Genomic DNA, 23,178 nt, shown 5'->3' on the forward strand with positions numbered 1-23,178 from the left:
CCGCCGCGCGCGCGTGTCAAGGTGTCAGCCGAACGGACCGACATTCACATTCTGATACATGCCCCAGAATGCCGTGATGAAGATGAACACCACACCCATCATCTGCACGATCAACCGATGCTGCCGCAACATGGCCGGAACCTTGGCATAGCCGCTGTCGTGCAACCGTCGCGAGGTCCAGACGCCAAGCGCGAGGACCAGCATAGACGGACACAGCAGCAAGAAGATCGCCTGGCTGAATTCGACCCCATAGGCCCATCCCGTGATGGCGAGACCCGTCAACAGGAAGGTGGCGAATGCGACGGCGGCCACGCCCGACGTTTCCGCATATTGCAGCATCCGCTCGGCATTCATACGCGTCAGCACCATCATGTCGGCCTCAGCCCTCTCATCTCCGCGCTTGGCGCGGCTGACAAGATGGAAGGGCACACCGATGGTCCAATGGCTCAGCGAGGACCAGAGGATCGCCAGCACGATCCAGTACCACATGTTCGAAAATGACCTGAGGTTGATCACTTCGGTGACGAGATCGAGGAAATCCAAGGGAGCTCTTGCTGAGTGCCGACAATTCGCGCGCACCATATGCGCGGGATTTGACGGATGCCACCCCCGGCAGCACGCTTGCACCAAAAGCGTTGCCATGGCACCTCTGTCAATGAAACGTGACGACCGAAAGACCTTACAGATGAGTGTGAACCAAGCCCCTTTCCCCCTGGCCCGTTTCCGTCGGACACGCGCCGCGGCCCCCATCCGCAATCTGGTGCGGGAAAGCAGCTTGAGCGTGCACGATTTGATCTGGCCTGTCTTCGTCTGTGCCGGGCAGAACGAACGTCAAAAAGTGGCCTCCATGCCGGGTGTTGAGCGTTTGTCGGTTGACCTGCTGGTGGACGCCGCACGCGAGGCCGCGTCGCTTGGCATTCCCGCGATCTGCATCTTTCCCTACACGGATCCGTCCCTGAAGACCGAGCTGTGCGAAGAGGCGTGGAACCCCGACAATTTGTCTAACCGCGCGATCCGTGCGATCCGCGATGCGGGCATCGAGATTGCGATCATGACCGACATCGCGCTGGACCCCTACAACGCCAACGGCCATGACGGGATTGTCCGCGACGGCATCATCGTGAATGACGAAACGGTCGAAGCACTCGTCAAAATGGCGTTTGGCGCAGGCCGAGGCCGGGGCTGACATCCTGGGCCCCTCCGACATGATGGACGGGCGTATCGGCGCGATCCGCGCAGCCCTTGAGGCCGAAAACCACACCAACGTCACCATCATGTCCTACGCCGCCAAGTTCGCCAGTGCTTTTTACGGCCCGTTCCGGGATGCGGTCGGTGCATCCGGCGCCCTCAAAGGTGACAAGAAAACCTACCAGATTGACCCGCTGAACGGGCGCGAAGCGTTGCGCTGCGTCGAACGCGACCTGCGTGAAGGGGCCGATATGGTCATGGTCAAACCCGGCCTTCCCTATCTGGACATGTGCCGGCAGGTGAAAGACCGCTTCGGCGCACCGACCTACGCTTACCAAGTCAGTGGCGAATACGCGATGGTGGAGGCCGCGGCCGCCAATGGCTGGATCGACGGCGAAAAGGTCATGCTGGAAAGCCTGATGGCCTTTCGGCGCGCAGGCTGTGACGGAGTGTTGACCTATTTCGCACCTCGCGTGGCCCGCATCCTCAACGGATAGCCCCCCAATCGGCAAAAACCCGCAGATATTGCGTCTTGGCGGATGACAGCCCCGCCGTTTCGGCGTATTCTTGCCACCAAGGATCGGGGCACAAAGCCCCGGCACGAGGCAATTAGGCAAGGTATTTCCCATGGCAGATGGTCTTTCCAGACGTTCCCTTCTTCTCGGCGCAGGCGCCGCCCCGCTTTTGGCGGCCTGTGGCAACCCGCTTGGCAATTCAAACGCGCCGCGCATCGACAGCCGCGTTGATGCTGCAATTGATTTCATGGTGGCCGAGGTTCCGGGCACGCAGGATCTGGTGAACAACGCGTCAGGCATGCTCGTCATGCCGCTGATCACCGAAGCAGGCTTTGGCTTTGGCGGCGCCTATGGGCGTGGCGCGTTGCGCGTGGGCGGGGCCACCGTCGATTACTACTCCGCTGTTTCCGGCAGCTTCGGGCTTCAGATCGGGGCGCAGCAATATGCCCATACCCTGTTTTTCATGAACCCCGACGCGCTGGCTGAATTCCGCAATTCCGTGGGCTGGTCCGTGGGCGCAGATGTCCGCTATGCGGTCAACACCAATGCGGGCTCCCTCGGCTTTGACACGGCGACCCTGTCCGAGCCTGTCATCGCCGTGATCTATGGGCAGGCCGGGCTGATCATCGGTGCCACGCTCGACGGCACGCGCTACACGCGCATCATTCCCTAACACTCCTCGCGCAAGCGTGACTGGATGCGGCCCGCGGGCCGCGTCATCTTTCGGCAGCACCTGACCGGAGGTTTCCATGCTGCGCTATTTCCTTGCCCTCATCCTGTTCGCCCTGCCTGCCACCGCGCAGGACGATGCAATCGCTGACCTCTCCCCCTGCCCGGCTGGGAAATGCACGCAACCTCCTACGACTTCGAAACGCTCGTCGACGCGGACCCGCGACGCCGTGAGTGCAAATGGATTGGCCGTGGTCACGCAAGCCGGGCCAACCGGGGCCGCGGCGCGGCGCGGCATCGCGATTCCCGGCAACCGCGTGATCGGCGCATTCAACAACGACTTTGCCGTGCGTCTCTTGCGCCTATCGACCGAGGCGATGATCCACGCTCCGATCCGGCTTTATGTCACCGAGAACGCGGACGGCACTGCAACCCTGTCCTACATCGCCCCGTCCTACCCTGCTGGCCCCCTATGCCGCCGCATCAGACGTGGCGTCGGACCTTGATGATGTGTTCGCCGCCATTGCTCAGGACGCCATCGCGCGCTAGACGCGGGCGATGCAGTGATCCCTAGCGAAGGACCGCACCGGAATGATGACCTTGTTGCGATGGCTGACGCGGCTTGTGGCCGCCGGTATCGTCCTGGTCGTCCTCGTTGCGATGCTGGCCTATTGGATCGCCGGACGCTCGATCCCCGACTATGAGGCCGACTGGTCCGTCCCGGGCCTTGATGGTGAGGTGGAGATTGTCCGCAACACCGCCGCCGTCCCGCATATCTTCGGCCTGACGGATCACGACGTTTACTTCGGCCTTGGGTTCGTTCATGCGCAGGACAGGCTTTGGCAGATGTTGATGCTGCGCCGTACCGCGCAAGGGCGCCTGTCGGAACTGTTCGGTCCCCGCACGCTGGAAGTTGATGACCTCATGCGGAGGCTGGATCTGGATGGCCACGCCACCCGGTCGCTTGATGCCTTTTCGGAAGAAAGCCTTGGCGCGTTGCAGGCCTATTCGGACGGCGTGAACGCCTGGCTGCGCCTTGTCGGGTCGGAGGCGCTGGGACGCGGCGCGCCGGAGCTGTTCCTGTTCGAGCCCGAGATTGCCCCATGGCGCCCCAACGATCTCGGTCGCGATTTCGCTGCTGGTCGCATTCGAGTCCACGACACACCAGGAAAATGAGATCCTGCGTGCCCGCACGTCGCTGGCCCTGCCGGACCCGGCGCGCCTTGTCGACATCATGCCGGACGCACCCGGAACCGGCGCGGCGGAATTGGGCGACATCGCTGCGATCCTCGACATCCCGCGCTCGCTGTTTGCGGATGCCGGTGGGGCCGCCGTCGGCCCGCGCGACGCGCTCCATCCCAACGCGCAAGGGGTGAACCGGGGCGGGGCGTCCAATGTCTGGGCTGCGGCCCCCTCACGCTCGGCGGCGGGGGGCGCGTTGATGGCGTCCGATCCGCATGTCACCCTGACCGCACCCTCCCTGTGGTATCTCACCCGGCTAGAGCTTGCGACCGGTGGCGCGATCGGTGCCACGATCCCTGGCACGCCAAGCATCCTCAATGGCCGGTCGGAGCAGATAAGCTGGGGCATCACCGCAGCATATCTCGATGACATCGACCTCTATGTGGAAGAGCTCAACCCAGACAATCCGCAGCAATACCGCACGCCGGATGGGTGGGCCGAGTTTGAGACGCGGCGCGAGATCATCCAGATCGCAGGCGAAGCGCCCGTCACCATAACCCTGCGCGAGACCGAGAATGGGCCCGTTATCCCCGGTGCGCATTGGGGGCTCAGCAATGTGACGCCCGCGGGCCATGTCATGTCGATGCGGTGGACGGGCTTAAGCGACGAATTCACCTCGATCCAGACCGGTCTGCGCCTGATGCGCGCGCGCACCGTGGAAGAGGCATTGGCCACGGGTGAGGATTTCGTCGCACCCTCGGCAAACCTGATGGTCGCGGCTGCTGACGGGCAAATCGGCATGCAGGTCATTGGCCATATGCCTTGGCGCTTGATCGAGCATGAGACCGAGGCGCGCATGCCGTCGCGCGGCTGGATCGAAGGCAATCGCTGGCAGGGCATCACCCAGTATTTCGCGAACCCGACCTTTGTGGACCCTGAAAGCGGTGTATTGGGCAATACCAACAACAAGATGGTGGACCGCGATTTCCCGCTCCATGTCTCCTACTATTGGGGTGATACGCAGCGTATCGACCGCCTCAGCCGGTTGATGGAAGCGCGCGCGGTCCACACCCGCGACAGTTTCATCGAAGCGCAGCTTGATACCGTCTCGCCTGCCGCGCGGAACCTTCTGCCGCTGGTCGCACGCGATCTGTGGTTCACGGGGGAACCCGCTGCCCCCGGCACGCCGGAACGCCGCCGACAGCGCGCCTTGGAATTGCTGGCGGACTGGAACGGTGAGATGAACGAACATCTGCCTGAACCACTCATTTTCGCGTCCTGGATGCGGCATCTGCAACAGCGCCTGATCCGCGATGATATCGGCCCCCTTGCCGAAGAGTTTTGGCAGGTCGAGCCGGTCTTTTTGGAGCGCGTCTTTCGCGATGTCGGCGGGGCCTCGACTTGGTGCGATGTGCGCCCGTCTACGGCGACCGAGACCTGCACCGACATCGCGCGTGTGGCCCTTGATGAAGCTTTGCAAGAACTGTCTGAGGCTTACGGCGATGACATCGAAAGCTGGCGCTGGGGGGCTGCGCACGAAGCCCTGCACGAACATCCCGTGCTGGGGCAGACGCGGCTGTTCTCCTGGATCGTGAACATTCGTCAGGCCACATCCGGCGGGGATTTCACCCTCAACCGCGCCGCAACGCCCGGAACCGGACCGGAGCCGTACCTGAACACCCATGCCGCCGGTTATCGTGGTGTCTACGATTTTGCCGATCCTGACAGTTCGGTCTTCATCATTGCCACCGGGCAGTCTGGCCACCCGCTCAGCCGGCACTACGACGATTTGGGCGATCTATGGCGGCGCGGCGAATATGTTCCCATGACCCTCGACCCCGAACTGGCGCGCGCGGGCAATCTGGGGATCACGCGGCTGAGCCCATCCCAATAGGTGCCGGCGTCTTCGCCGCAGCCAAAGCCTCGGCCAGCGGCAAGGGCTTCCCAAGCAGCCAACCTTGCCCGCGATGCACCCCGAGCTTGCGCAGCGTGTCCGCCTCTGCCTGCGTCTCGATCCCTTCTGCCACCAAAAGCGCACCGGTCTCGGCCGTGTAGTGCATCAAGGCCGCACACAAGGCGCGCAGGGCCTGATCGCCATCGATCCCGGACACCAGCGAACGATCCAGTTTGATCATTTCAGGCTGAAGGCGCGCGATCTGTTGCAAGCCGGAATAGCCCGCACCGGCGTCATCAACCGCAATCCGCACCCCAAGACTGCGCAGATCTGCCAAGGCGCGCGCCAATGCTGCCGGATCGCGCACGGCGGAATGCTCGGTCACCTCCAGCACAACCCGCTCAGGCGCATGGGCCGAGAACAGGTCCTTCAACCGACCCGTTGCAACCAAATCAGGGCCGGCATTGACCGACAGATACATCTGTTCGGGAATAATGGGCAGGACGCCCATCGTAGCCTCCAGAACGCACAGCTCCAATTCCACGCCAAGGCCGATATTCGCAGCCTCATCAAACCAAAGATCGGGGCTTCGCACCGGGTCCGCTTCGAACCGGCACAGCGCCTCAAACCCGGAGACCGAGTTCGTCGCGAGATCGCAAATCGGCTGGAACACCATGCGAAAGTGCTCATTCGAGATCACGGTCCGAACGCGCGCTTCCGCCTCTTCCACAAGGCGGCGTGCTTCCATCCCGTCCTGCACCTCAGCCTGGGCGAGACGCGCAAACATTTTCATGATGTTCAGATCGCGCGCATTCAGACCCGGGTTCGGCTTGGGCGACAGGCAACAGAACATACCGTAGACCGACCCATCCTTGCGCAGGATCGGCACGCTAACGTGCGCCCCAATCGGCACTGCCGCCGTGATTGGCAGGTCCAGGGCAATCGGGTGCGCCGAGGTGTCGGGGATCAATTCGGGCAAGCGGCCATCCAGAATGTGTTTGCAATACACTTCCGACAATGGCCGCGCGTCACCCGGCTTGATCATATCCTCAAGGCCGGGCGCATCGACGGCGCGGAATACCGTCTGATCATCCACAAATTCAGACAGATAGGCGATTTCCATGCCCAGATGCGTGCGCACATCGCGCAACGCGTCTTGCACAACGTCCGTAGACTGGCGCGCCGGCCTTTGTTGCGCTTGGGCACCGAAAAGTTCGGGAAGGTGCAAATCAACCATGACACATCCTTTGGAAAGCCTTCTGCCGATACGCATGGCACGATGCGCGTTAAGGCAAGGTTTCCAAATGATAGATCTTGCGCGGAGTCCTATAAGGCGCGGAAGGCCTTTTCCTGACGCGCGGTCCAGCGCACGCTCAGCACCGTCTCTTCTTCGCCCGAAGCTTCCGCTTCGACCACGCCGCGCTCAAACAACCAGGCGCGTTTGCGGCCCTCCGTATGGGCCAGCGTCAGGGTCGCTTCGTGGCGGGGTGGCGAAAGCGCCTCGGCCACGGCCGCCAGCATCGGATCCATCCCTTCGCCGGTCAATGCGGATGTCGCGAACACATCTGACCGCCGATCGGCTTCTGTCTGGCGCGCCTCACGCGCTGCCGCGTCAAGCCGGTCCAACTTGTTCCAGACTTCAATTTGCGGCGCCGTCTCGCTGACCCCCAGATCGCCAAGGATGGCTGAGACATCTTGCGCCTGCTCAGCACTTTCGGGGTGCGAGATATCGCGCACATGTACGATCAAATCGGCGTCGAGCACCTCTTCCAACGTGGCGCGGAAGGCCGCAACAAGCTGGGTGGGCAAATCACTGATGAAACCCACTGTGTCAGACAAAATGATCTCGGTCCCATCGGGCAATGTCACCGCTCGCATGGTCGGATCGAGCGTCGCAAACAGCATGTCCTTCGCCATGACCTCCGCCCCCGTCAAACGGTTGAAAAGGGTCGACTTGCCCGCGTTCGTATAACCCACCAACGCGACAATCGGGTACGGCACCTTCTTGCGCGCGGCCCGGTGCAAAGATCGCGTTTTGACGACCTTCTGCAACTGCCGCCGGATCCGGGTGACGGCTTCATCAATCGCACGACGGTCCGCTTCGATCTGGGTTTCACCGGGGCCACCCACAAATCCCAATCCGCCGCGCTGACGTTCCAGGTGAGTCCAGGCACGCACCAGCCGCGTGCGTTGGTAGCTGAGCGCTGCCAGGCTCAACCTGCAGCACCCCTTCCCGTGTTGCGGCCCGGTCGGCGAAAATCTCAAGGATAAGCCCCGTCCGGTCGAGCAGTTTGCAGCCCCACTGTTTCTCAAGGTTGCGCTGCTGGACGGGCGTAACCGGTCCGTCGATCAGAACAAGGCCGATATCCATCGCCTCTATCAGATCATGCAATTCCTCGATTTTGCCGGACCCGAACAGCAAGCCGGGCTGTGCGCGTGGCAGGCGCACAACCTGCGCATCCACGACCTCCAGATCCGGCAAAGCAGCGGCCAGTGCGACCGCCTCCTCCAACGCAGGGCCAGCCTCACGCCGGGTCCGATCAGATTGAATGTCCGGGTGCAACACCAATGCCCGCATGGGGCCCTTGCCCAATGCGGTTCCGTTCTCGTCAGTGGCGCCGTTGGCTGCGCTCACTCTTCCCCGTCGTAGAGGTTGATGGGCTGTGCCGGCATCACGGTCGAAATCGCGTGCTTATAGACCAACTGGCTTTGTCCGTCGCGTCTGAGCAACACACAGAAGTTGTCAAACCACGTGATGACGCCTTGAAGCTTCACACCGTTGATCAGGAAAATGGTTACAGGAACCTTCGTCTTGCGGACGTGATTCAGAAATGCGTCCTGCAAGTTTTGCTTATTTTCGGCCATTAACTATCACGCCCCGTTGGTTTTTTCGGGCCAGGTTGATCCCGGCCGCACTCCCGCGTCCGGACACTATGTCGCCCTTCGCAGGGAATTTCCACCCCCGTTCAATAGGTTGAGCGAGACAGGGCCTAATCGCGCCAGAACGACGGGTTGAATAGGGCGATGAGAACCAGCGTTTCGATCCGCCCCACAATCATGGCGGCGGCACAAATCAGCTTGGCGGCATCGGACAAGGCGAAGAAGGAAACCGGGGCTTCTCCGGCCACGCTGGCCAGCGGCCCGGTTGTCGTCAGCGACGCAATCGACAAGATCATCGCATCTTCAAACGACAGGCCAGTTAGGGCCAGCGCCACCATCACGGCCGCCATCGACAAGACAAACAGCATGAAGACGACCCAGGCGATATAGGCGCCTTCGCGGCGGATCCGGCGCCCCAAACGTCCGGCACCTGCGACCGAGTGCGGGTAGACCAGCTTTCCGATCTCACGCACCCCGTGTTTGTACAGGGCATAGACCCGCAACAGCTTTACACCGCCCGCAGTGGTCGCCACCCCGCCCCCCATCAGCACAAGGCCCACCAGCAACAAGCCCGGTGACTGCAACCCGGACCAATCCCGCGCTGCCCCCCAATTGTCCGAGACAAATCCCGTCGTCGTCAGGAACGAGACCACAGTGAAGACCGACCCCCACAACGCCTCCAGCGCCGCACGGCCATCGGCAAGCTCGTCCACCTCCAGCGCCCCCAGCCAATGCCGGGCAAAGAGCAGCGTGGGCAGCACGATCCCCGCAAAGATCGCCAGCCGGATCTCGCGATCCTTGGTCAGACGTTCGCGCAATTCGCGCCCGATGCCGCTGGCATAGGTCCGGCGTGACAGGGCGAAGACGAAGAAGATCAGGATCAGCGCCTCCCCCATCACGCCTGTCGGGCGCCCGTCGATCCCGCCCACAGGGCTGATGCCGGACGTGGCCAGCGTTGACATGGCATGGATTGCGGCCACCAGCGGCTCTTCCCCCACGGCGATCATCGCAAGGGCAAGCACGACCGTGAGACCGAGGTAGATCGGCGTCAGCCGAAGCGCGTGCTTGCGCAACCGCTCTGACGCATCGGCCGCGCGCATCTGTCCGCGCGCCTTCACCACCTGGCCCTGGATATTGGCCTCTGAGGTCACCTCATATCCGCCAAGGTTCAGCGGCGCCAAGACCGCGAACGCCGTGATCCAGATCAGCAAGCCGCCCATCCAGCCCACCAATCCGCGCCACAGATGCACCACCGGGTCCAGCCGCGCGGGCTCGAACACCTCTGCCCCCGTGGTCGTCAGGGCCGATGCCATATCCAGGTAGACGTTGATAAAGCGCGTATTGCCCACCGCCTGATCCATCGGCCAGGCCAAAACCACGGGCATCCACAGATAGGCCAGAAACACCGTCGCCAAATGGCTGCGTTCCGACGGCTTGCGGCGCGGGGTCTGGCTCGCAAACCCAATCAGGCACGCCGCCATGATCACCATCGCGCCGACATAGAAGAAATCCCGCGCCGTGGCGTAGTAGCCAAGATAGGTGCCCACCACAGCAGGCAGCAACATCGCCGCACCGGATGCGAACAACAGCACCGTGAAGAAGGGCAAATTGCGGAAATAGGCGGCCATGCCGGCTCAGAAGAAATCGATGGAGACTTGTAGCAAAGCCTCGACCGCAGGCACATCCGCCGTCAGCGCAAAAATCACAATGGCATCGCCATCCTCGATCCGTGTGGCGCCTGAGGGGCGGAACACCTTCTTGCCCCGCTGCACAGCCCCGACAAGCGCGCCTTCCGGGAAATCGATATCGCGGATCGCCTTGCCCGAAATGGGCGAGGTCGACAAAACCTGCGCCTCGATGATCTCGGCCTCTGCATCGCCAATGGAGTAAACCCCGCGCACCCGCCCGTGCCGGATATGGCGCAGGATGGAGCTTACGGTTGTCGCGCGCGGGCTGACATAGGCGTCGATCCCCAATGGGTCCATCAACGGCACCAGCGTGGGATCGTTCACCAGAGAAATCGCCATCCCCGCGCCCGCCGATTTGGCCCGGACAGAGGCCAGCATGTTCGTCTTGTCATCATCAGTCAGGCACAACATCACATCGGCGCGCTCAACCCCCGCTTCGCGCAACAGGTCCATGTCGAGCCCGTCACCATGCAGCACAATCGTCCGCTCCAGCGCATCGGCGGCCACTTCGGCCCGCGCCCGGTTCGCCTCGATCACACGGGTCCGCATCCGGGTCTCTGACAATTCCAGCTTCTTGGCCACGGTCAGGCCGACATTGCCACCGCCCACAATCAGCACGCGTTCGGCACGTGTGCGGGTCTTGCCGAAAATATCCAGCGTTCGGGCCACATCCTCGGCATGGGTGAAGATGTAAATCTGATCATTCGCAAACAGCTGATCACCGGGTTCGGGCGCAAACAGCACACCGTCGCGACGCACACCAACAACAATTGCCCGCAAGGTCGAAAACAGTTCCGAGAGCTGCCGCAAAGGTGTGTCGAGCACCGGACAATCCTCATCCAGCGCGATCCCCAACAACTTGGCATCGCCGCCCAGGAAACTCTCCGTATCAAATGTCGTGGGCGAGGCGATCCGGTTCAGAACCGCTTCGGCCACCTCCATCTCGGGCGAGATCACAACGTCGATCGGCAAGTGATCGCGCCGGTAAAGGTCCGAATAGCTCGCCTGAAGGTAGCTCTGTGACCGCAACCGCGCGATCTTGCGCGGCACGGCAAAGACGGAATGCGCCACCTGGCAGGTGACCATATTCACCTCGTCCGAGAACGTGGCCGCAATCACCATATCCGCATCCCGCGCGCCCGCGCGGTCCAGCACATCCGGATGGCTCGCAAAGCCCGTCAGGCCTTGCACGTCAAGCGTATCGGTCGCACGCCGCACAAGATCGGGGTTGTTATCAACCACCGTCACATCGTTGTTTTCCGAGGAAAGATGGCGCGCAATCTGCCAGCCGACCTGACCTGCGCCACAGATGATGACCTTCATGGGTGAGGCCCGCCTTTACGCTCCAAAAGGTTGCGCAGGATTGGCAGGTTGGGGGCCGGGCGTCAACGGGTGGGAGGAATGGCGTTTTGAGCGCCCTCAAGAAATGCATGTGCCGAACCACCTTAGAAGGCGGTGTCCCAAAACCCATTCGCAGCGGCCCATTTGCTGCACGTGCTGCAAACGACAGCTATGGGTTCCAAGTGCATGATCCTGCGGCTTGCTCTCGTGTCAGGTGCCGCCTGTGGAACACAGTTCTTGCGTTAACGGCCTGTGCAGAACATAGTACGAACATCATGCGTACAGCGCGAGGTAAATTTTGATGCAAGACATCTACCAATACCTGCCAGGCATTCTGTTGTCCTACGGCGCATTTTTGATTGCTATTGCCAGCCCTGGTCCAAACGTTCTCGCTGTTATTGGCACGTCGATGGCGGTGAACCGTCCTTCAGGCATGGCTCTGGCGATGGGAGTTGCAGTGGGCACACTCACTTGGGCAGTCCTGACTGCAATTGGCCTCTCGGCGCTGCTCGCGACTTACGCTTCGGCCATTCTTGTTATCAAGATCTTTGGCGGCCTTTACCTTCTTTGGCTGGCCTACAAAGCGTTTCGGTCGGCTGCATCGGCACATGATATCGACGCAAATGAATTGGCAGGCGGTCGTCGCACGCCTTGGGGATATGCAAGACGTGGGTACATCATTCAGATGACGAACCCGAAGGCTGCGCTTGCCTGGATCGCGATCATCTCCCTCGGCCTTGCGCCCGGTGCGCCTTTGTGGGTCGCGGGCGCAATTGTTTTCGGCACATTCATATTGTCCGTTGTCATCCACCTCCTTTACGCAGTGGCGTTTTCCACGCCAGTGATGGTCCGTATTTATGGCGCGCGCGCCGCATTATTCAGGGCGCGCTCGGCACATTCTTCGGTCTTGCGGGTCTTCGTTTGTTGACGGATCGGAGTTGATGGGATGGGGGCCTATGACGAAAATCCAGACGCCACCAACCTGAATACGGGGTTTGTTGTGATGGTGCGGATCACGGCCAAGGAAGGTGAGGCCGACGCCGTTGCCGAAATCCTTCAAGAACTGGCCGAACCCTCAAATGCCGAACCGGGAATGAAGTTTTTCATGCCCTACAGATCGCCCGACGATCCATCTCAGTTTTTCGTCTACGAACTTTACGAAGATGCCTCTGGATGGGACGCGCACAATGCGTCACCACATTTCCTCGCGGCTGTTGACGATCTCGTCGCAAAGGCCGCTCACCGGGAACGCATTCCATTTGTGCCTTTCGTGAAATAGCGATCATTCAACGCGACGCAACGCAGCGATATGGCCCTTTACCTGGCAAAGCAGGCATGGGCGTGCTGCCGCAGACATCAGCGGCCACCCGTGCCCTCCGACGCCCGGTTGATGGCCTCAACCCCGTTGTCATTGAATGACAAAAGTGCACTGCGCTAGGACGAGCGGGCCCAAACACGGAACGATTTCAAAATGTACCGCCCCCTTTTCACGGCCCTCGCGGTCTCCGCCCTCGCCGCCTGCGTCTCGGACACTGTCTACCACGCACCCGGCGTGAGCGTGGCCACTCGCGACGCAACCTTCGCCCAGTGTCAGGCGCAGTCTCTGCGCCAATACCCAGTCCTGAACGAGACCCGCTTCCGCGCGCCGACATTCGTGCCCGCAACCGAGACCTGTGATGCGGCGGGCGTCTGCACGAGAACCGAGGGGTATTGGGAACCGGGCGAGGCTTATACCGTCGACATCAACCGCGACATCCGGCGCACGGCCACACAAGGCTGCATGGGCGCAGCAGGTTTCTCACGCATCGAGTTGCCGTTTTGCGAGGAAGGCACCGCCGTCACCCAATCCACCACGATCCCGACGCTCACCGGTGGTACCTGCCTGATCCGTCAGCGTGGCACCGAGCCTTTGATCGTGAACCCGGCTGGTTGACGGCGTTCCGGGCGCAAAACATTTCTACAATCATAGAAATGTTTCTGAGTGTCGCTTGTGGCTTTTCAACGGCTTAGGTGGCGTTCTTCATCTTGATCACGCGTGATCAACCTTGATACCGCCTACCCTTCGCTCACCTGCGCCGACCCGCGTTCCGGCCTTTGATGTCGTCACAACACCCAACGATTTCAGCTTCCGGTGCAGGGCAGACCGCTCCATCCCCACAAAACTCGCGGTCCGCGAAATATTTCCCCCGAACCCGTTGATCTGCGCCATCAGATATTGCCGCTCAAACAGCTCCCGCGCCTCGCGCAACGGCAGCGTCGTCAGCGAGGCCGACAAGGCGATATCCTCCTCCGAGGTCGGCGCCTCCGTCTGCCCCGGCAGGTCCCGCGCCTCGATCGGGCCTGACCCTTCGCCAAGGATCAGACACCCGCTCAATCATGTTCTTCAACTGCCGCACATTGCCCGGCCAGGCCATGGTCTGCAGCATCGCCGCCGCATCCTCGCCAAGGTCCCGCGCCGTCAGACCCTGCTCACGGTTGAATAACTCGATGAAGTAGCGCGCCAACTCCGGAATATCCTCGCGCCGGTCCTCCAGGCTCGGCACCTCCACCGGCACCACGTTCATGCGGTGGTAAAGCTCTTCCCGGAACCGACCAGCGTCGATCTCGGCCTGCAGGTTGCGCGTCGTCGACGAGACAACGCGCAGGTCTACCCGCACCTTCGTTGTTCCGCCCACGCGCGTGAAGCTCTGGTCCACCAGAACACGCAGGATCTTCGCCTGCGTCTCCAGCGGCATATCGGCGACTTCGTCGAAGTAGATCACCCCGCCATGGGCCTGTTCCAGCAAGCCCTGCTCCACCCCGCGCTGCTGGCTTTCGCGGCCGAACAGAACCTCTTCCATGTGATCCGGCTGGATCGACGCGCTGGAGACGGTCACAAACGGCGCGTCGGCTCGGTTCGATTCCGCATGGATATACCGCGCTGCCACTTCCTTGCCCGCACCCGGCCCGCCCGTCAGCATCACGCGGCCATTGGATTTGGTGACCTTGTCGAGCTGGCTCTTGAGTGTCCGAAACGCAGAGGAAGACCCGACCATATCCATTGACCGGCTGTCCTGCCGCCGAAGCGCCGAATTCTCCCGCCGCAGACGCGAGGTTTCCATTGCGCGTTTGATGACCACCATCAACTGATCAATGTTGAACGGCTTTTCGATGAAGTCATAGGCGCCCTGCTTGATCGCCGCGACGGCGATTTCCACATTGCCGTGGCCCGAGATGATCACCACCGGAACTTCCGGATTGTCGCGCTTCACGTGGCCCAGGATATCGATCCCGTCCATCGAGCTGTCCTTGAGCCAGATATCAAGGATCATCAGCCCCGGCTGGCTTTTGTTCAGCTCTGCCATGCACTCGTCGGACGAGCCCGCCATTCGGGTTGTGAAACCCTCATCCTCGAGGATGTCACAGATCAGTTCGCGAATGTCGCGCTCGTCGTCGACGACCAGAATGTCACTCATGTCTCAATCTCCATGCCTGTCGGGCAAACGCGGCAATGTGATCCGCGCCAGCGCTCCGGGATGCGCGCCGTCCGAGAACGGCGGGGCATCCAGAAGCTCCAGCGTGCCGCCATGCTCCTCGATGATTTTCTTGACGATGGGCAGGCCAAGGCCGGTGCCCTTGTCGCGGGTGGTTACGTAAGGTTCGAACAGTTTCGCGCGGTCCGGCGGCAGGCCAATGCCGTTATCCGCGATGTCGATCTGGACGGTGTCGGTGGCAATTTCCATGGCCACGCGAAGTTCGGGCACATGGCCATCCGGTGCGCCTTTTTCCTGCAGACTTTCAATGGCTTCCCCGCCGTTCTTCAACAAGTTGGTCAGGGCCTGCCCGATCATGGTGGCGTCAACCTCACCCATGGCCTGCACATCGGGGATGTCCGTCACAAAGCGCACATCGGGCTGACCTGCACGCTGCAGCATCACGGCATTGTTCAACAGTTGAACCATATCCTCGACGCGCGTTTCAGGCTCGGGCATGCGCGCGAATTTTGAGAATTCATCAACGATCCGGCGCAGGTCGTTGGTTTGGCGCACGATCACCTCGGTCATCTGCTCCAGTGACGCCTTATCCTCATCTTCCAATCGTTTGGAGAATTTTCTGTTGATCCGCTCAGCACTCAACTGGATCGGCGTCAGCGGGTTCTTGATCTCATGGGCAATCCGACGCGCCACATCACCCCATGCCGCCATGCGCTGCGCACTGACCAACTGGGTGACGTCGTCGAAGGCAACCACATATCCCTCCAGCGCCCCATCCAGGTTGCGCCGGGTCGCCATCCGCACCAAGCAGGCTCTCCTGCTTGCTGCCGCGGGTCAGCTTGATCTCTTCTTGCACCGCTTCCGCGGTGGTGCCTTTGAGCTTTTCGAACGGCTCAGCGAATTCGGGAACGGCGGCTTCGAGGGTCAATCCGCTATCGCGTTGCTCCACCAGCGACAGCAGGCGAATGGCGGAGCGGTTCATGAAATCGACCCGGCCCGACTCCTCAAGGCCAATGACCCCGGCGGTGACGGAAGACAGCACGGAATCGAACAACCTGCGCCGCTCCTCGGTCGAGGCATTCTGCTCAATCAAGGTGTCTCGCTGGCCTTTGAGTTGAAGCGTCATTTGATTGAACAGCCGCCCCAACATGGCAATTTCATCATCCGACGTCTCTTCCGGCACGCGGACATCAAGATCGCCCTGCCCGACCCGCTGCGCGGCGCCCGCCAATCGACCGACCGGGCGCGACAAACGCTCCCCAAAACTGAGGCCCGCCCAGATGGCGGCGAGGATCATCAAGGTCGCAAACCCCAGATAAAGCAGGGCAAAATCGAAAAGCAGGCGTCCCCGATCAGACTCGACCTGGCGATAGAGCAAAACCGTTTGCTCGGTCTCATCCAGCAGCGAAATAATCTGACCATCCACCTCGCGACTGATGTAGAGGTACCGATCCGGAAAGGCATCCAAACGCAGGAGAGCCCGGAATTCGTTCTGCTCGCGATCCTCCGTCAGAACGACGGAGCCTTCCATAGCGTTCATCAGATCTTCTGCGCTGGGTTCATCATAGTCGAACAGATAAGACCGCTCGCCACGCGCGCGGATCTGGCCAGCGCCGTCGATCACAAATGCCTCTCGCAGGCCGCGTTGGATCTGTTGCTGGCCTTGGCTGAGAACCTGACGAAGATCCCCGTCACTGAGGAAGGGCACCGCGCGGCGGTTGAGGTTGATAAACGCACCAAGCGCGCGGGCATCCTGTTCAAGGTCATCGCGATGCTCTTGCTGATAGGCCACAGCCGCATCCACGGAGTTTCCGAGCGCGGTTGAGACGCGGTCCGAAAACCAGCCTTCAAGGCCCATATTCACGCTCAATACAGCAAGCACAGCGACAACAACGGTGGGTACAAGGGCAACAGCACCGAAGATCGTCGTCAGGCGCAGATGCAGACGAGAGCCCGCCGATTCCGCCCGACGGGATGCCGCGATGCGCGCAAGCTCCCGCAGAACAAGTGTTGCAATAACAAGGATATAGACGAAATCCGCCAGCAGGATGAACGTGCGCGCCGTTTGGCCCGTGACATCGCCAAGCGGGCGGAATGCAAGGTAGGTCGCCAGCGCAAGCGCCGGGGCAAGAACGATCAGGCCTATAGTTCCGAAGGAGCGCACGCGCTTGTTGCGCCGCATACCTGCGACACGCGCGAGAAAAGGCTGATGTTCGCCCATATCGCGGGCGCGCTCGTCGACCACTCAGATCCCCCAATTCCGTCGCTTGGTCGGGCTGACAGGCCCGGCAGCTTCGGGGTGCCTGTTCCCCTTATGCCACGCGACTGTTGCGAGATTACATCAATTTGCGCCGCCGTGTAACCCGAATATCGAGGTCCGTGATCTTTTTTCTCAAGGTATTGCGGTTGATGCCAAGAAGATCGGCACATTTGGCCTGATTGCCGCCAGTTGCATCAAGGGCAATCTCAATCAGCGGCAGGCTCCACCTCGCGCAGGATGCGGGTGTAGAGCCCTGGCGCGGGAAGCACCCCGCCATGTAGATCAAAATAGCGCCGTAAGTGCTTGGCGACGCTGGCAGAAAGCTTGTCGCCCTCACTGTTGCCGGAGATCAGCGGCTCGATCGCGGGCTGGCTTCCAAGGACGGCTTCAACCTCGGCCAGCGTGATTTCTTCGCTTGCGGCGGTCACGGTCAGGCGGCGGATGGAATTTTCCAACTGACGCGCATTTCCGGGCCAGGAATAGGCCCGGATCAGGTCCATCGCCGCATCGGAGAAGCGGCGGGTAACAGCCCCATCGCGTTCAGCACGGGCCAGAAAATGGTTTGCAAGCAATGGGATATCGTCAACACGCTCCCGCAAACTGGGCACGGCAATGCCCACGCCGCCCAAACGGTAAAAGAGGTCTTGCCGGAAGGCGCCGGCCTCCATTTTCTCCATCAGGTCTTTCTGAGACGTGGCCATGATGCGCGGGCCGCCGTCGGACATGGCGTCGAGCATACGCACGATCTTGGCCTGTGCCTCTTCTGGGAGGTCGCCGACTTCATCGAACAGGATCGACCCTCCCTTGGCGCGCGCCAGGATCGAGGACGGGCCATCAACACCTTCCAGATCGGGCGCGGAGGCCACGACAAAAGGCAGCGTTCGCCGATCCGAAAAGTCGTGAATAGCGCGTGCAATCAATGACTTACCGGTCCCAGACTCGCCCGTTACAAGGACCGTCAGATCGGTGTTCATCACCCGCGCCACCAGCCGATAAAGCGACTGCATAACCGGCGTTCGACCGACCAAAGGGAGGTCTTCGCCGGTGGCGGGGATGGGGTCGGAGGCGGGTTTGGCGGTGGTTTGAAGCCGGCGCTTCTGTTCCAGCGCACGCGCGGCGCGTTTCATCAGATCCGGCAGGTCGAACGGCTTGGGCAGATAGTCGTAGGCGTCCTTCTCGGTCGCCTGAATGGCCGTCATGATCGTGTTCTGGGCCGAAATGATGATCACCGGCATGCCCGGACGCTCAGCCGTAATTTTTGGCAATGTTTCCAGGCCATTGCCATCAGGCATGACGACGTCGGAGATCACCAGATCGCCCTTCCCTTCCTCCACCCAACGCATCAGGGTCATCAGCGAAGAGGTTGCATGCACCTTGCACCCTGCCCGGGTCAGCGCCTGGGTCAGAACGGTGCGAATTGTGCGGTCGTCATCAGCGACAAGAACGGTACCGTCCATGGGTCACGTGCCTTTCAAGATGTGACCAGCTGGTCGCAATTGCGTCCAGTTGGTCGGATTATTCTGCAAAAATGCGTCCAGATGGTCAGGGTTTTGCCAAGCGTGCGTCATGCGGCGCCCTCCCGTGGAGCGACGGGCAGCGACACGCGGAACATCGTGCGGCCCGGCACGCTGTCGACGCTGATCAATCCGTCATGGTCGGACACGATCTTGGAGATCAGCGCGAGCCCGAGGCCGGTGCCATTTTCGCGCCCGGACACAAACGGCTCGAATATATCCTGCGCGAGGTCTGCGGGAATTCCGGGGCCGTCATCGACCACCTCGATCTGAAGCGGCACGGCCGCGCCCGAGCCATCGTTGCGACGCACTTTCAGGCCAAGCTCATAGAAGGTGCGCAGGCGGATCGTTCCGCCCTCAGACCCGGCTTCGGCGGCGTTCTTCAAGAGGTTGAGGACAACTTGCAAAAGCTGATCGGGATCGGCCCATGTGGCAGGCAAGGAGGGGTCGTAATCATCCTCGATCGTCATATGGGCCGCAAAGCCAAGGGCGGCGGATTTGCGGGCGCGGTCGAGCACATCGTGAATGTTCACGGGCCTCCGGTCGGGCGGGCGGACATTGCCGAAATCCTCAACCTGTTCGAGCAGTTTCAGGATGCGCCGCGTCTCGGCCACGATCAGATCGGTCAATTCCAGATCTTCCGGCGGCAGGTTCATCGAGATCAGCCTGCGCGGCGCCGGTGATGCCTGCCAGCGGGTTCTTGATTTCGTGAGCCAGCATCTCGGCCATGCCAATCGCGGATTTCGCTGCCGTCTTGGAGGACATGGCCCGGTCCATGCGGCCCTGCATCTCACGGCTTTCCAGAAGCACCAGCACATGGTCGGGGCGATCGCTGAGCCCGGTGATCTGCACGTCGCAGGACACGGGCTTGCGGCTACCGGTGCCAACATCGACGGAGTTCACGAAAAGCGCGGACTGGGCAGACCGGACACGCGCGAAGCTATCCTCCAACGGAGCATCGACAAAAATCTTGTCCCATACTGGATAGGTCAGCAGCGAGCGACGCGATGTGTTCAGAAATGCCTCCGCCGCCGGGTTCACATCCGCAATGCGATCCTCGGCATCGAGGATCAGAGCGGGGATTGGCAGCGAGGCCCAGAGCGCATCGGTGACAGATGTCATGCCACCGCCCTCAACCCGGAGGAAAGCGCCAATGGCAGGCTGGCGATGACATGTGCGGGATCCTTGGCCGTCAGCATTTGCTTGCGCAGATCGCGCGGCGTGCCGGCCGCGTCCATGTACCAGCCCAGATGTTTGCGCGCGACCCTCAGCCCCAGATCAGCGCCGTAAAAGGCGAGCATGTCTTCGTAGTGGCCCCGGACCATATCGGCCAGGGCTGCGCCTTTGGGTATGACCGGAGCGGGTCAGGCCATAAAGGCTTGCGCCGATTTCGGCCAAGAGCCACGGCGCGCCCTGGATACCGCGCCCGACCATGACGCCGTCCGCACCGGAACAGCGCAGCGCCTGCATGGCAGAGGGTGCATCGACGATATCGCCATTGGCGATGACAGGGATTGAAACGGCCTGCTTGACCGCACGGATGGCCCGCCAATCGGCACTACCTTTGTAAAACTGGCACCGGGTGCGGCCATGGATCGTGACCATGCGGATGCCGGCATCTTCGGCGCGCTTGGCGAGCGTTGGGGCATTCAGCAGATCATCGTCCCACCCGAGACGGGTCTTGAGCGTAACGGGCACATCCACGGCATCGACAACCGCCTCGATCAACCGTAGGGCGTGATCGGGGTCGCGCATCAGGGCAGAGCCGGACATGCCGCCCGTCACCTTCTTGGCGGGACAGCCCATGTTGATGTCGATGATCCTGGCGCCCTGCCCGGCTGCGATCCGCGCGGCCTCGGCCATCCAGTGCGCCTCACGCCCCGCGATTTGTACGGCGGTTGCCTGTTCGCCAAAGCCAAGCTCGGCCCGCGCGCGGACGGAGGCCTTGGCTTCGACCATTTCCTGGCTCGCCACCATCTCGGACACCACGAGGCCCGCGCCGAAGCGCGCCACCAGTCTGCGAAACGGCAGATCGGTGATCCCTGCCATGGGGGCCAGAAGCACGGGCGGTGCGAGCGTGATATCGTCGAGCAGGATGGTCAGGGCGCTTAATCCTTGTGCGTTGGACATTTGGATAGGGCTGTGATCGGCAGAAGACAAAGTGGTGACCCCGTCTATTTGCACGGAAAAGTGCATTTGCACAATAATTAGGCATATCGGCGCAATATTGGTCGGAACGATATCGGATTGTGCGGACAGGTGGCCTCGCCTATCACAAAACCCATGGTTGAAACGCCCCCTTCCCTGACCGCCGTGATCGTGGCTGCCGGACGCGGCACGCGTGCGGGCGGCGACGTGCCAAAGCAATGGCGCGTGATCGCCGGGCGGAGCGTTGTGGAATGGAGTGTGTCGCGCTTTGCCGCGCATCCCGCGGGCATCGACGTGGTGCTGGTGATCCACCCCGACGATGCCGCGCGGGCGGAGGCCGCATCGCTGCCAAGCACCGTCCGGATTGTTCACGGTGGCGCGGACCGGGCGGCCTCGGTCAAGGCGGGTCTGGCGGCCTGCGCCGACGGGATCGTCCTGATCCATGATGTCGCGCGGCCCTGTGTGACGCTTGAGGTGATCTCGGCGGTGATTGAGGGCGTCCGCGCGCAGGGGGCTGCGGCCCCGGCCTTGGCCGTGACCGATGCATTGTGGCGTGGGGCGGACACGGTTCAAGGCACGCAGGAGCGCGATGGGTTGTGGCGGGCGCAAACGCCACAAGGCTTTGAAAAGGCCGCGATTGTTGCAGCACATGCGGCGTTTGAGGGCGTCCCCGCCGATGATGTTGAAGTGGCGCGCGCCGCCGGGCTGGACGTGGCGATCGTGCCGGGGGACGAGGCCAATCTGAAAATCACCGGCCCGGACGATTTCGCGCGGGCCGAGGCGCTGTTGAAAGGCGGGCAAATGGATATTCGTGTGGGCAACGGGTTTGACGTGCACCGGTTCGGGCCGGGCGATCAGGTCTGGCTGTGTGGTGTCTCCGTCCCCCATGGGCGGGGCTTGCAGGGGCATTCGGATGCGGATGTGGGCCTGCACACGGTGACGGACGCGATCTACGGTGCGCTGGCGGAGGGGGATATTGGCACGCATTTCCCGCCAAGCGATCCGCAATGGAAGGGGCGGAGAGCCACATTTTCCTGACCCATGCGGTGGAATTGGCCGCGGCGCGCGGGTTCGAGATTACCAATGCCGATCTGACGCTGATGTGTGAGCGGCCCAAAATCGGGCCGGTGGCCAGTGCGATGCGGGCGCGGTTGGCGGAGTTGCTGCAAATCGAGGTTGGGCGTGTGTCTGTGAAGGCCACGACAACGGAGCGGTTGGGCTTTACGGGTCGTGAGGAAGGGATTGCGGCGATGGCCACGGTCACGCTGGTGGCGCGATGACGCGACTGATTGCGACCGTGGGCGGCGTGGGCCTGTTGCGCCCGGCCCCTGGCACCTGGGGCAGCCTTGTAGGGCTGGGTCTGGGCGTGTTGGTGCACATGCTTGGCGGCGCGCTGCTACTAGTGCTGGCGACGTTGGCAGTCACGGCTTTGGGCTATTGGGCGGTGCAGGTCGAGGTCGGCACCTCGGACGACGATCCAAGCGAGATCGTGATCGACGAGGTGGCCGGGCAATGGGTGGCGCTTTGGCCGGTCTCGGTCGGCGCGCAACTGACGGGGTCTGACATCCTGTCGCTTTACCCTGGGCTGATCGTGGCGTTCATCGCTTTTCGGCTGTTCGACATTCTCAAGCCCGGTCCGGTGGGATGGGCGGATCGGCAGCACGGGGCGTTCGGGATCATGGCGGATGACTTGATTGCGGGCTGGCTGGCCGCGATGATTGTGGCTTTGGCCGCCGTGCTGGCGCATCTGGTGTTCGTATGATCGCGGACCCGCAGGCGGTAAACGCGGCGCTGCGCGCGGCGGGCATGGTTCTGGCCACGGCAGAAAGCTGCACGGGCGGATTGATTGCCGGGGCGATCACGGACGTGCCGGGCAGTTCGGACATCCTTGACCGGGGCTTTGTCACCTATTCCAACGCCGCTAAAACCGAGATGCTGGGCGTGGACCCCGCTCTGATCGAGGCGCATGGCGCGGTGTCGGAGCCCGTGGCGCGGGCCATGGCGGTTGGCGCGCTGACTTATTCGACGGCTGATATTGCCGTGTCCGTCACGGGGGTCGCTGGACCGGGCGGGACCGAGGCGAAGCCGGAAGGCATGGTGTGTTTTGGTCTGGCTATGACAGGCCGCGAGACGCAGGTGGAGACGGTCCAGTTCGGCGCGCTGGGGCGGCCAGTGGTCCGGATGCGGACGGTTGAACATACGCTGGCCATGATCCAAACCGCGCTCAAATCCGAGGCGTAGAGCGGCAAAAACGCCCAAAATTCGTGCAGAGTTAAAACCGCATAGCTTTTGTGCGGTGAATCCGCCCCCTGCCTCTTTTTCCCGCACGACCTTCGCGGTTTGTCCGCCCTCGGAGGGGCGGTTCGGGACGACGCATAGAAATAATGCGCATTCCGCAATCGCTTTGGAGAGAGACATCTGGGAAG

At 61.9% G+C, this 23,178-nt stretch carries 12 protein-coding genes and 9 pseudogenes; 10 read left to right on the forward strand and 11 right to left on the reverse strand.

Features of this window, described 5'->3' with window-relative positions:
- Positions 1–24 precede the first annotated feature (24 nt).
- Positions 25–543: a component of SufBCD complex gene (locus ACZ1HK_RS01550; RefSeq protein ID WP_472627175.1), complete on the reverse strand. Its 519-nt coding sequence runs from the start codon at positions 541–543 to the stop codon at positions 25–27.
- Positions 544–685: 142 nt separating this feature from the next.
- On the opposite strand from ACZ1HK_RS01550, the pseudogene hemB reads away from it, so the two are divergent.
- The 4 genes and pseudogenes from hemB (at position 686) to ACZ1HK_RS01570 (ending at position 5,448) form a co-directional block, all read left to right on the forward strand.
- Positions 686–1,685, forward strand: a pseudogene (hemB, locus tag ACZ1HK_RS01555) (porphobilinogen synthase).
- Between the two features lie 130 nt (positions 1,686–1,815).
- Positions 1,816–2,376: a lipid-binding SYLF domain-containing protein gene (locus ACZ1HK_RS01560; RefSeq protein WP_472627176.1), complete on the forward strand. Its 561-nt coding sequence runs from the start codon at positions 1,816–1,818 to the stop codon at positions 2,374–2,376.
- 76 nt (positions 2,377–2,452) lie between these two features.
- A complete protein-coding gene (locus ACZ1HK_RS01565; RefSeq protein ID WP_472627177.1) occupies positions 2,453–2,878 on the forward strand; it encodes a DUF302 domain-containing protein in 426 nt (141 codons plus the stop codon).
- 85 nt (positions 2,879–2,963) lie between these two features.
- Positions 2,964–5,448: pseudogene (locus tag ACZ1HK_RS01570) on the forward strand (penicillin acylase family protein).
- On the opposite strand, the gene ACZ1HK_RS01575 reads toward ACZ1HK_RS01570, so the two are convergent.
- From ACZ1HK_RS01575 to trkA, 5 genes and pseudogenes are all read right to left on the reverse strand, one after another.
- Complete coding sequence (locus ACZ1HK_RS01575) at positions 5,423–6,685, reverse strand: sensor domain-containing phosphodiesterase (RefSeq protein WP_472627178.1); 1,263 nt, start codon at positions 6,683–6,685, stop codon at positions 5,423–5,425. The pseudogene ACZ1HK_RS01570 and the gene ACZ1HK_RS01575 sit on opposite strands and share 26 nt — an antisense overlap.
- 89 nt (positions 6,686–6,774) lie before the next feature.
- Positions 6,775–8,026: pseudogene (gene hflX, locus ACZ1HK_RS01580) on the reverse strand (GTPase HflX).
- A gap of 53 nt (positions 8,027–8,079) precedes the next feature.
- A complete protein-coding gene (hfq, locus tag ACZ1HK_RS01585) occupies positions 8,080–8,313 on the reverse strand; it encodes an RNA chaperone Hfq (RefSeq protein ID WP_025312876.1) in 234 nt (77 codons plus the stop codon).
- A 125-nt stretch (positions 8,314–8,438) separates the two neighbouring features.
- A complete protein-coding gene (locus ACZ1HK_RS01590; protein ID WP_472627179.1) occupies positions 8,439–9,956 on the reverse strand; it encodes a TrkH family potassium uptake protein in 1,518 nt (505 codons plus the stop codon).
- Positions 9,957–9,962: 6 nt separating this feature from the next.
- Positions 9,963–11,339 (reverse strand): Trk system potassium transporter TrkA, encoded by a 1,377-nt coding sequence (trkA, locus tag ACZ1HK_RS01595; RefSeq protein WP_472627180.1) that lies wholly within the window; start codon positions 11,337–11,339, stop codon positions 9,963–9,965.
- A gap of 319 nt (positions 11,340–11,658) precedes the next feature.
- Here trkA and ACZ1HK_RS01600 point away from each other — a divergent pair, with 319 nt between their 5' ends.
- The 3 genes from ACZ1HK_RS01600 to ACZ1HK_RS01610 all read left to right on the forward strand — a co-directional run bounded on the left by ACZ1HK_RS01600 (position 11,659) and on the right by ACZ1HK_RS01610 (position 13,290).
- A complete protein-coding gene (locus ACZ1HK_RS01600; protein WP_472627181.1) occupies positions 11,659–12,285 on the forward strand; it encodes a LysE family translocator in 627 nt (208 codons plus the stop codon).
- Between the two features lie 18 nt (positions 12,286–12,303).
- Positions 12,304–12,636 carry a putative quinol monooxygenase gene (locus tag ACZ1HK_RS01605; protein ID WP_472627182.1) on the forward strand — a complete coding sequence of 111 codons (333 nt, stop codon included), beginning with the start codon at positions 12,304–12,306 and terminating at the stop codon, positions 12,634–12,636.
- 192 nt (positions 12,637–12,828) lie between these two features.
- Positions 12,829–13,290 (forward strand): hypothetical protein, encoded by a 462-nt coding sequence (locus ACZ1HK_RS01610; RefSeq protein ID WP_472627183.1) that lies wholly within the window; start codon positions 12,829–12,831, stop codon positions 13,288–13,290.
- Positions 13,291–13,386: 96 nt separating this feature from the next.
- Here ACZ1HK_RS01610 and ntrX read toward each other — a convergent pair.
- From ntrX to dusB, 5 pseudogenes are all read right to left on the reverse strand, one after another.
- Positions 13,387–14,812: pseudogene (ntrX, locus tag ACZ1HK_RS01615) on the reverse strand (nitrogen assimilation response regulator NtrX).
- Positions 14,813–14,815: 3 nt separating this feature from the next.
- Positions 14,816–17,051: pseudogene (locus tag ACZ1HK_RS01620) on the reverse strand (sensor histidine kinase NtrY-like).
- Between the two features lie 115 nt (positions 17,052–17,166).
- Positions 17,167–18,547: pseudogene (locus ACZ1HK_RS01625) on the reverse strand (response regulator).
- A 107-nt stretch (positions 18,548–18,654) separates the two neighbouring features.
- Positions 18,655–19,726, reverse strand: a pseudogene (locus tag ACZ1HK_RS01630) (two-component system sensor histidine kinase NtrB).
- A pseudogene (gene dusB, locus ACZ1HK_RS01635) lies at positions 19,723–20,734 on the reverse strand (tRNA dihydrouridine synthase DusB). Before dusB ends, ACZ1HK_RS01630 begins: the two co-directional pseudogenes overlap by 4 nt.
- A gap of 153 nt (positions 20,735–20,887) precedes the next feature.
- Here dusB and ispD point away from each other — a divergent pair.
- The 3 genes and pseudogenes from ispD to ACZ1HK_RS01650 all read left to right on the forward strand — a co-directional run bounded on the left by ispD (position 20,888) and on the right by ACZ1HK_RS01650 (position 22,993).
- A pseudogene (ispD, locus tag ACZ1HK_RS01640) lies at positions 20,888–22,032 on the forward strand (2-C-methyl-D-erythritol 4-phosphate cytidylyltransferase).
- Positions 22,029–22,514: a phosphatidylglycerophosphatase A family protein gene (locus tag ACZ1HK_RS01645; RefSeq protein ID WP_472627184.1), complete on the forward strand. Its 486-nt coding sequence runs from the start codon at positions 22,029–22,031 to the stop codon at positions 22,512–22,514. The pseudogene ispD and the gene ACZ1HK_RS01645 overlap by 4 nt, the downstream one beginning before the upstream one ends.
- Entirely contained in the window at positions 22,511–22,993 is a 483-nt protein-coding gene (locus tag ACZ1HK_RS01650; RefSeq protein WP_472627185.1) for a CinA family protein, read from the forward strand. Before ACZ1HK_RS01645 ends, ACZ1HK_RS01650 begins: the two co-directional genes overlap by 4 nt.
- Positions 22,994–23,178: the final 185 nt, after the last annotated feature.

Source organism: Gymnodinialimonas sp. JB5-7 (assembly GCF_055693405.1).

What these genes read in the sequence shown, in the direction of transcription:
- ACZ1HK_RS01590 (WP_472627179.1), bottom strand. Translation starts at nt 9,956, where the DNA reads ATGGCCGCCTATTTCCGCAATTTGCCCTTCTTCACGGTGCTGTTGTTC.
- hfq (WP_025312876.1), bottom strand. Translation starts at nt 8,313, where the DNA reads ATGGCCGAAAATAAGCAAAACTTGCAGGACGCATTTCTGAATCACGTC.
- ACZ1HK_RS01605 (WP_472627182.1), top strand. Translation starts at nt 12,304, where the DNA reads ATGGGGGCCTATGACGAAAATCCAGACGCCACCAACCTGAATACGGGG.
- ACZ1HK_RS01565 (WP_472627177.1), top strand. Translation starts at nt 2,453, where the DNA reads ATGCTGCGCTATTTCCTTGCCCTCATCCTGTTCGCCCTGCCTGCCACC.
- ACZ1HK_RS01645 (WP_472627184.1), top strand. Translation starts at nt 22,029, where the DNA reads ATGACGCGACTGATTGCGACCGTGGGCGGCGTGGGCCTGTTGCGCCCG.
- ACZ1HK_RS01610 (WP_472627183.1), top strand. Translation starts at nt 12,829, where the DNA reads ATGTACCGCCCCCTTTTCACGGCCCTCGCGGTCTCCGCCCTCGCCGCC.
- ACZ1HK_RS01600 (WP_472627181.1), top strand. Translation starts at nt 11,659, where the DNA reads ATGCAAGACATCTACCAATACCTGCCAGGCATTCTGTTGTCCTACGGC.
- ACZ1HK_RS01575 (WP_472627178.1), bottom strand. Translation starts at nt 6,685, where the DNA reads ATGGTTGATTTGCACCTTCCCGAACTTTTCGGTGCCCAAGCGCAACAA.
- trkA (WP_472627180.1), bottom strand. Translation starts at nt 11,339, where the DNA reads ATGAAGGTCATCATCTGTGGCGCAGGTCAGGTCGGCTGGCAGATTGCG.
- ACZ1HK_RS01560 (WP_472627176.1), top strand. Translation starts at nt 1,816, where the DNA reads ATGGCAGATGGTCTTTCCAGACGTTCCCTTCTTCTCGGCGCAGGCGCC.
- ACZ1HK_RS01650 (WP_472627185.1), top strand. Translation starts at nt 22,511, where the DNA reads ATGATCGCGGACCCGCAGGCGGTAAACGCGGCGCTGCGCGCGGCGGGC.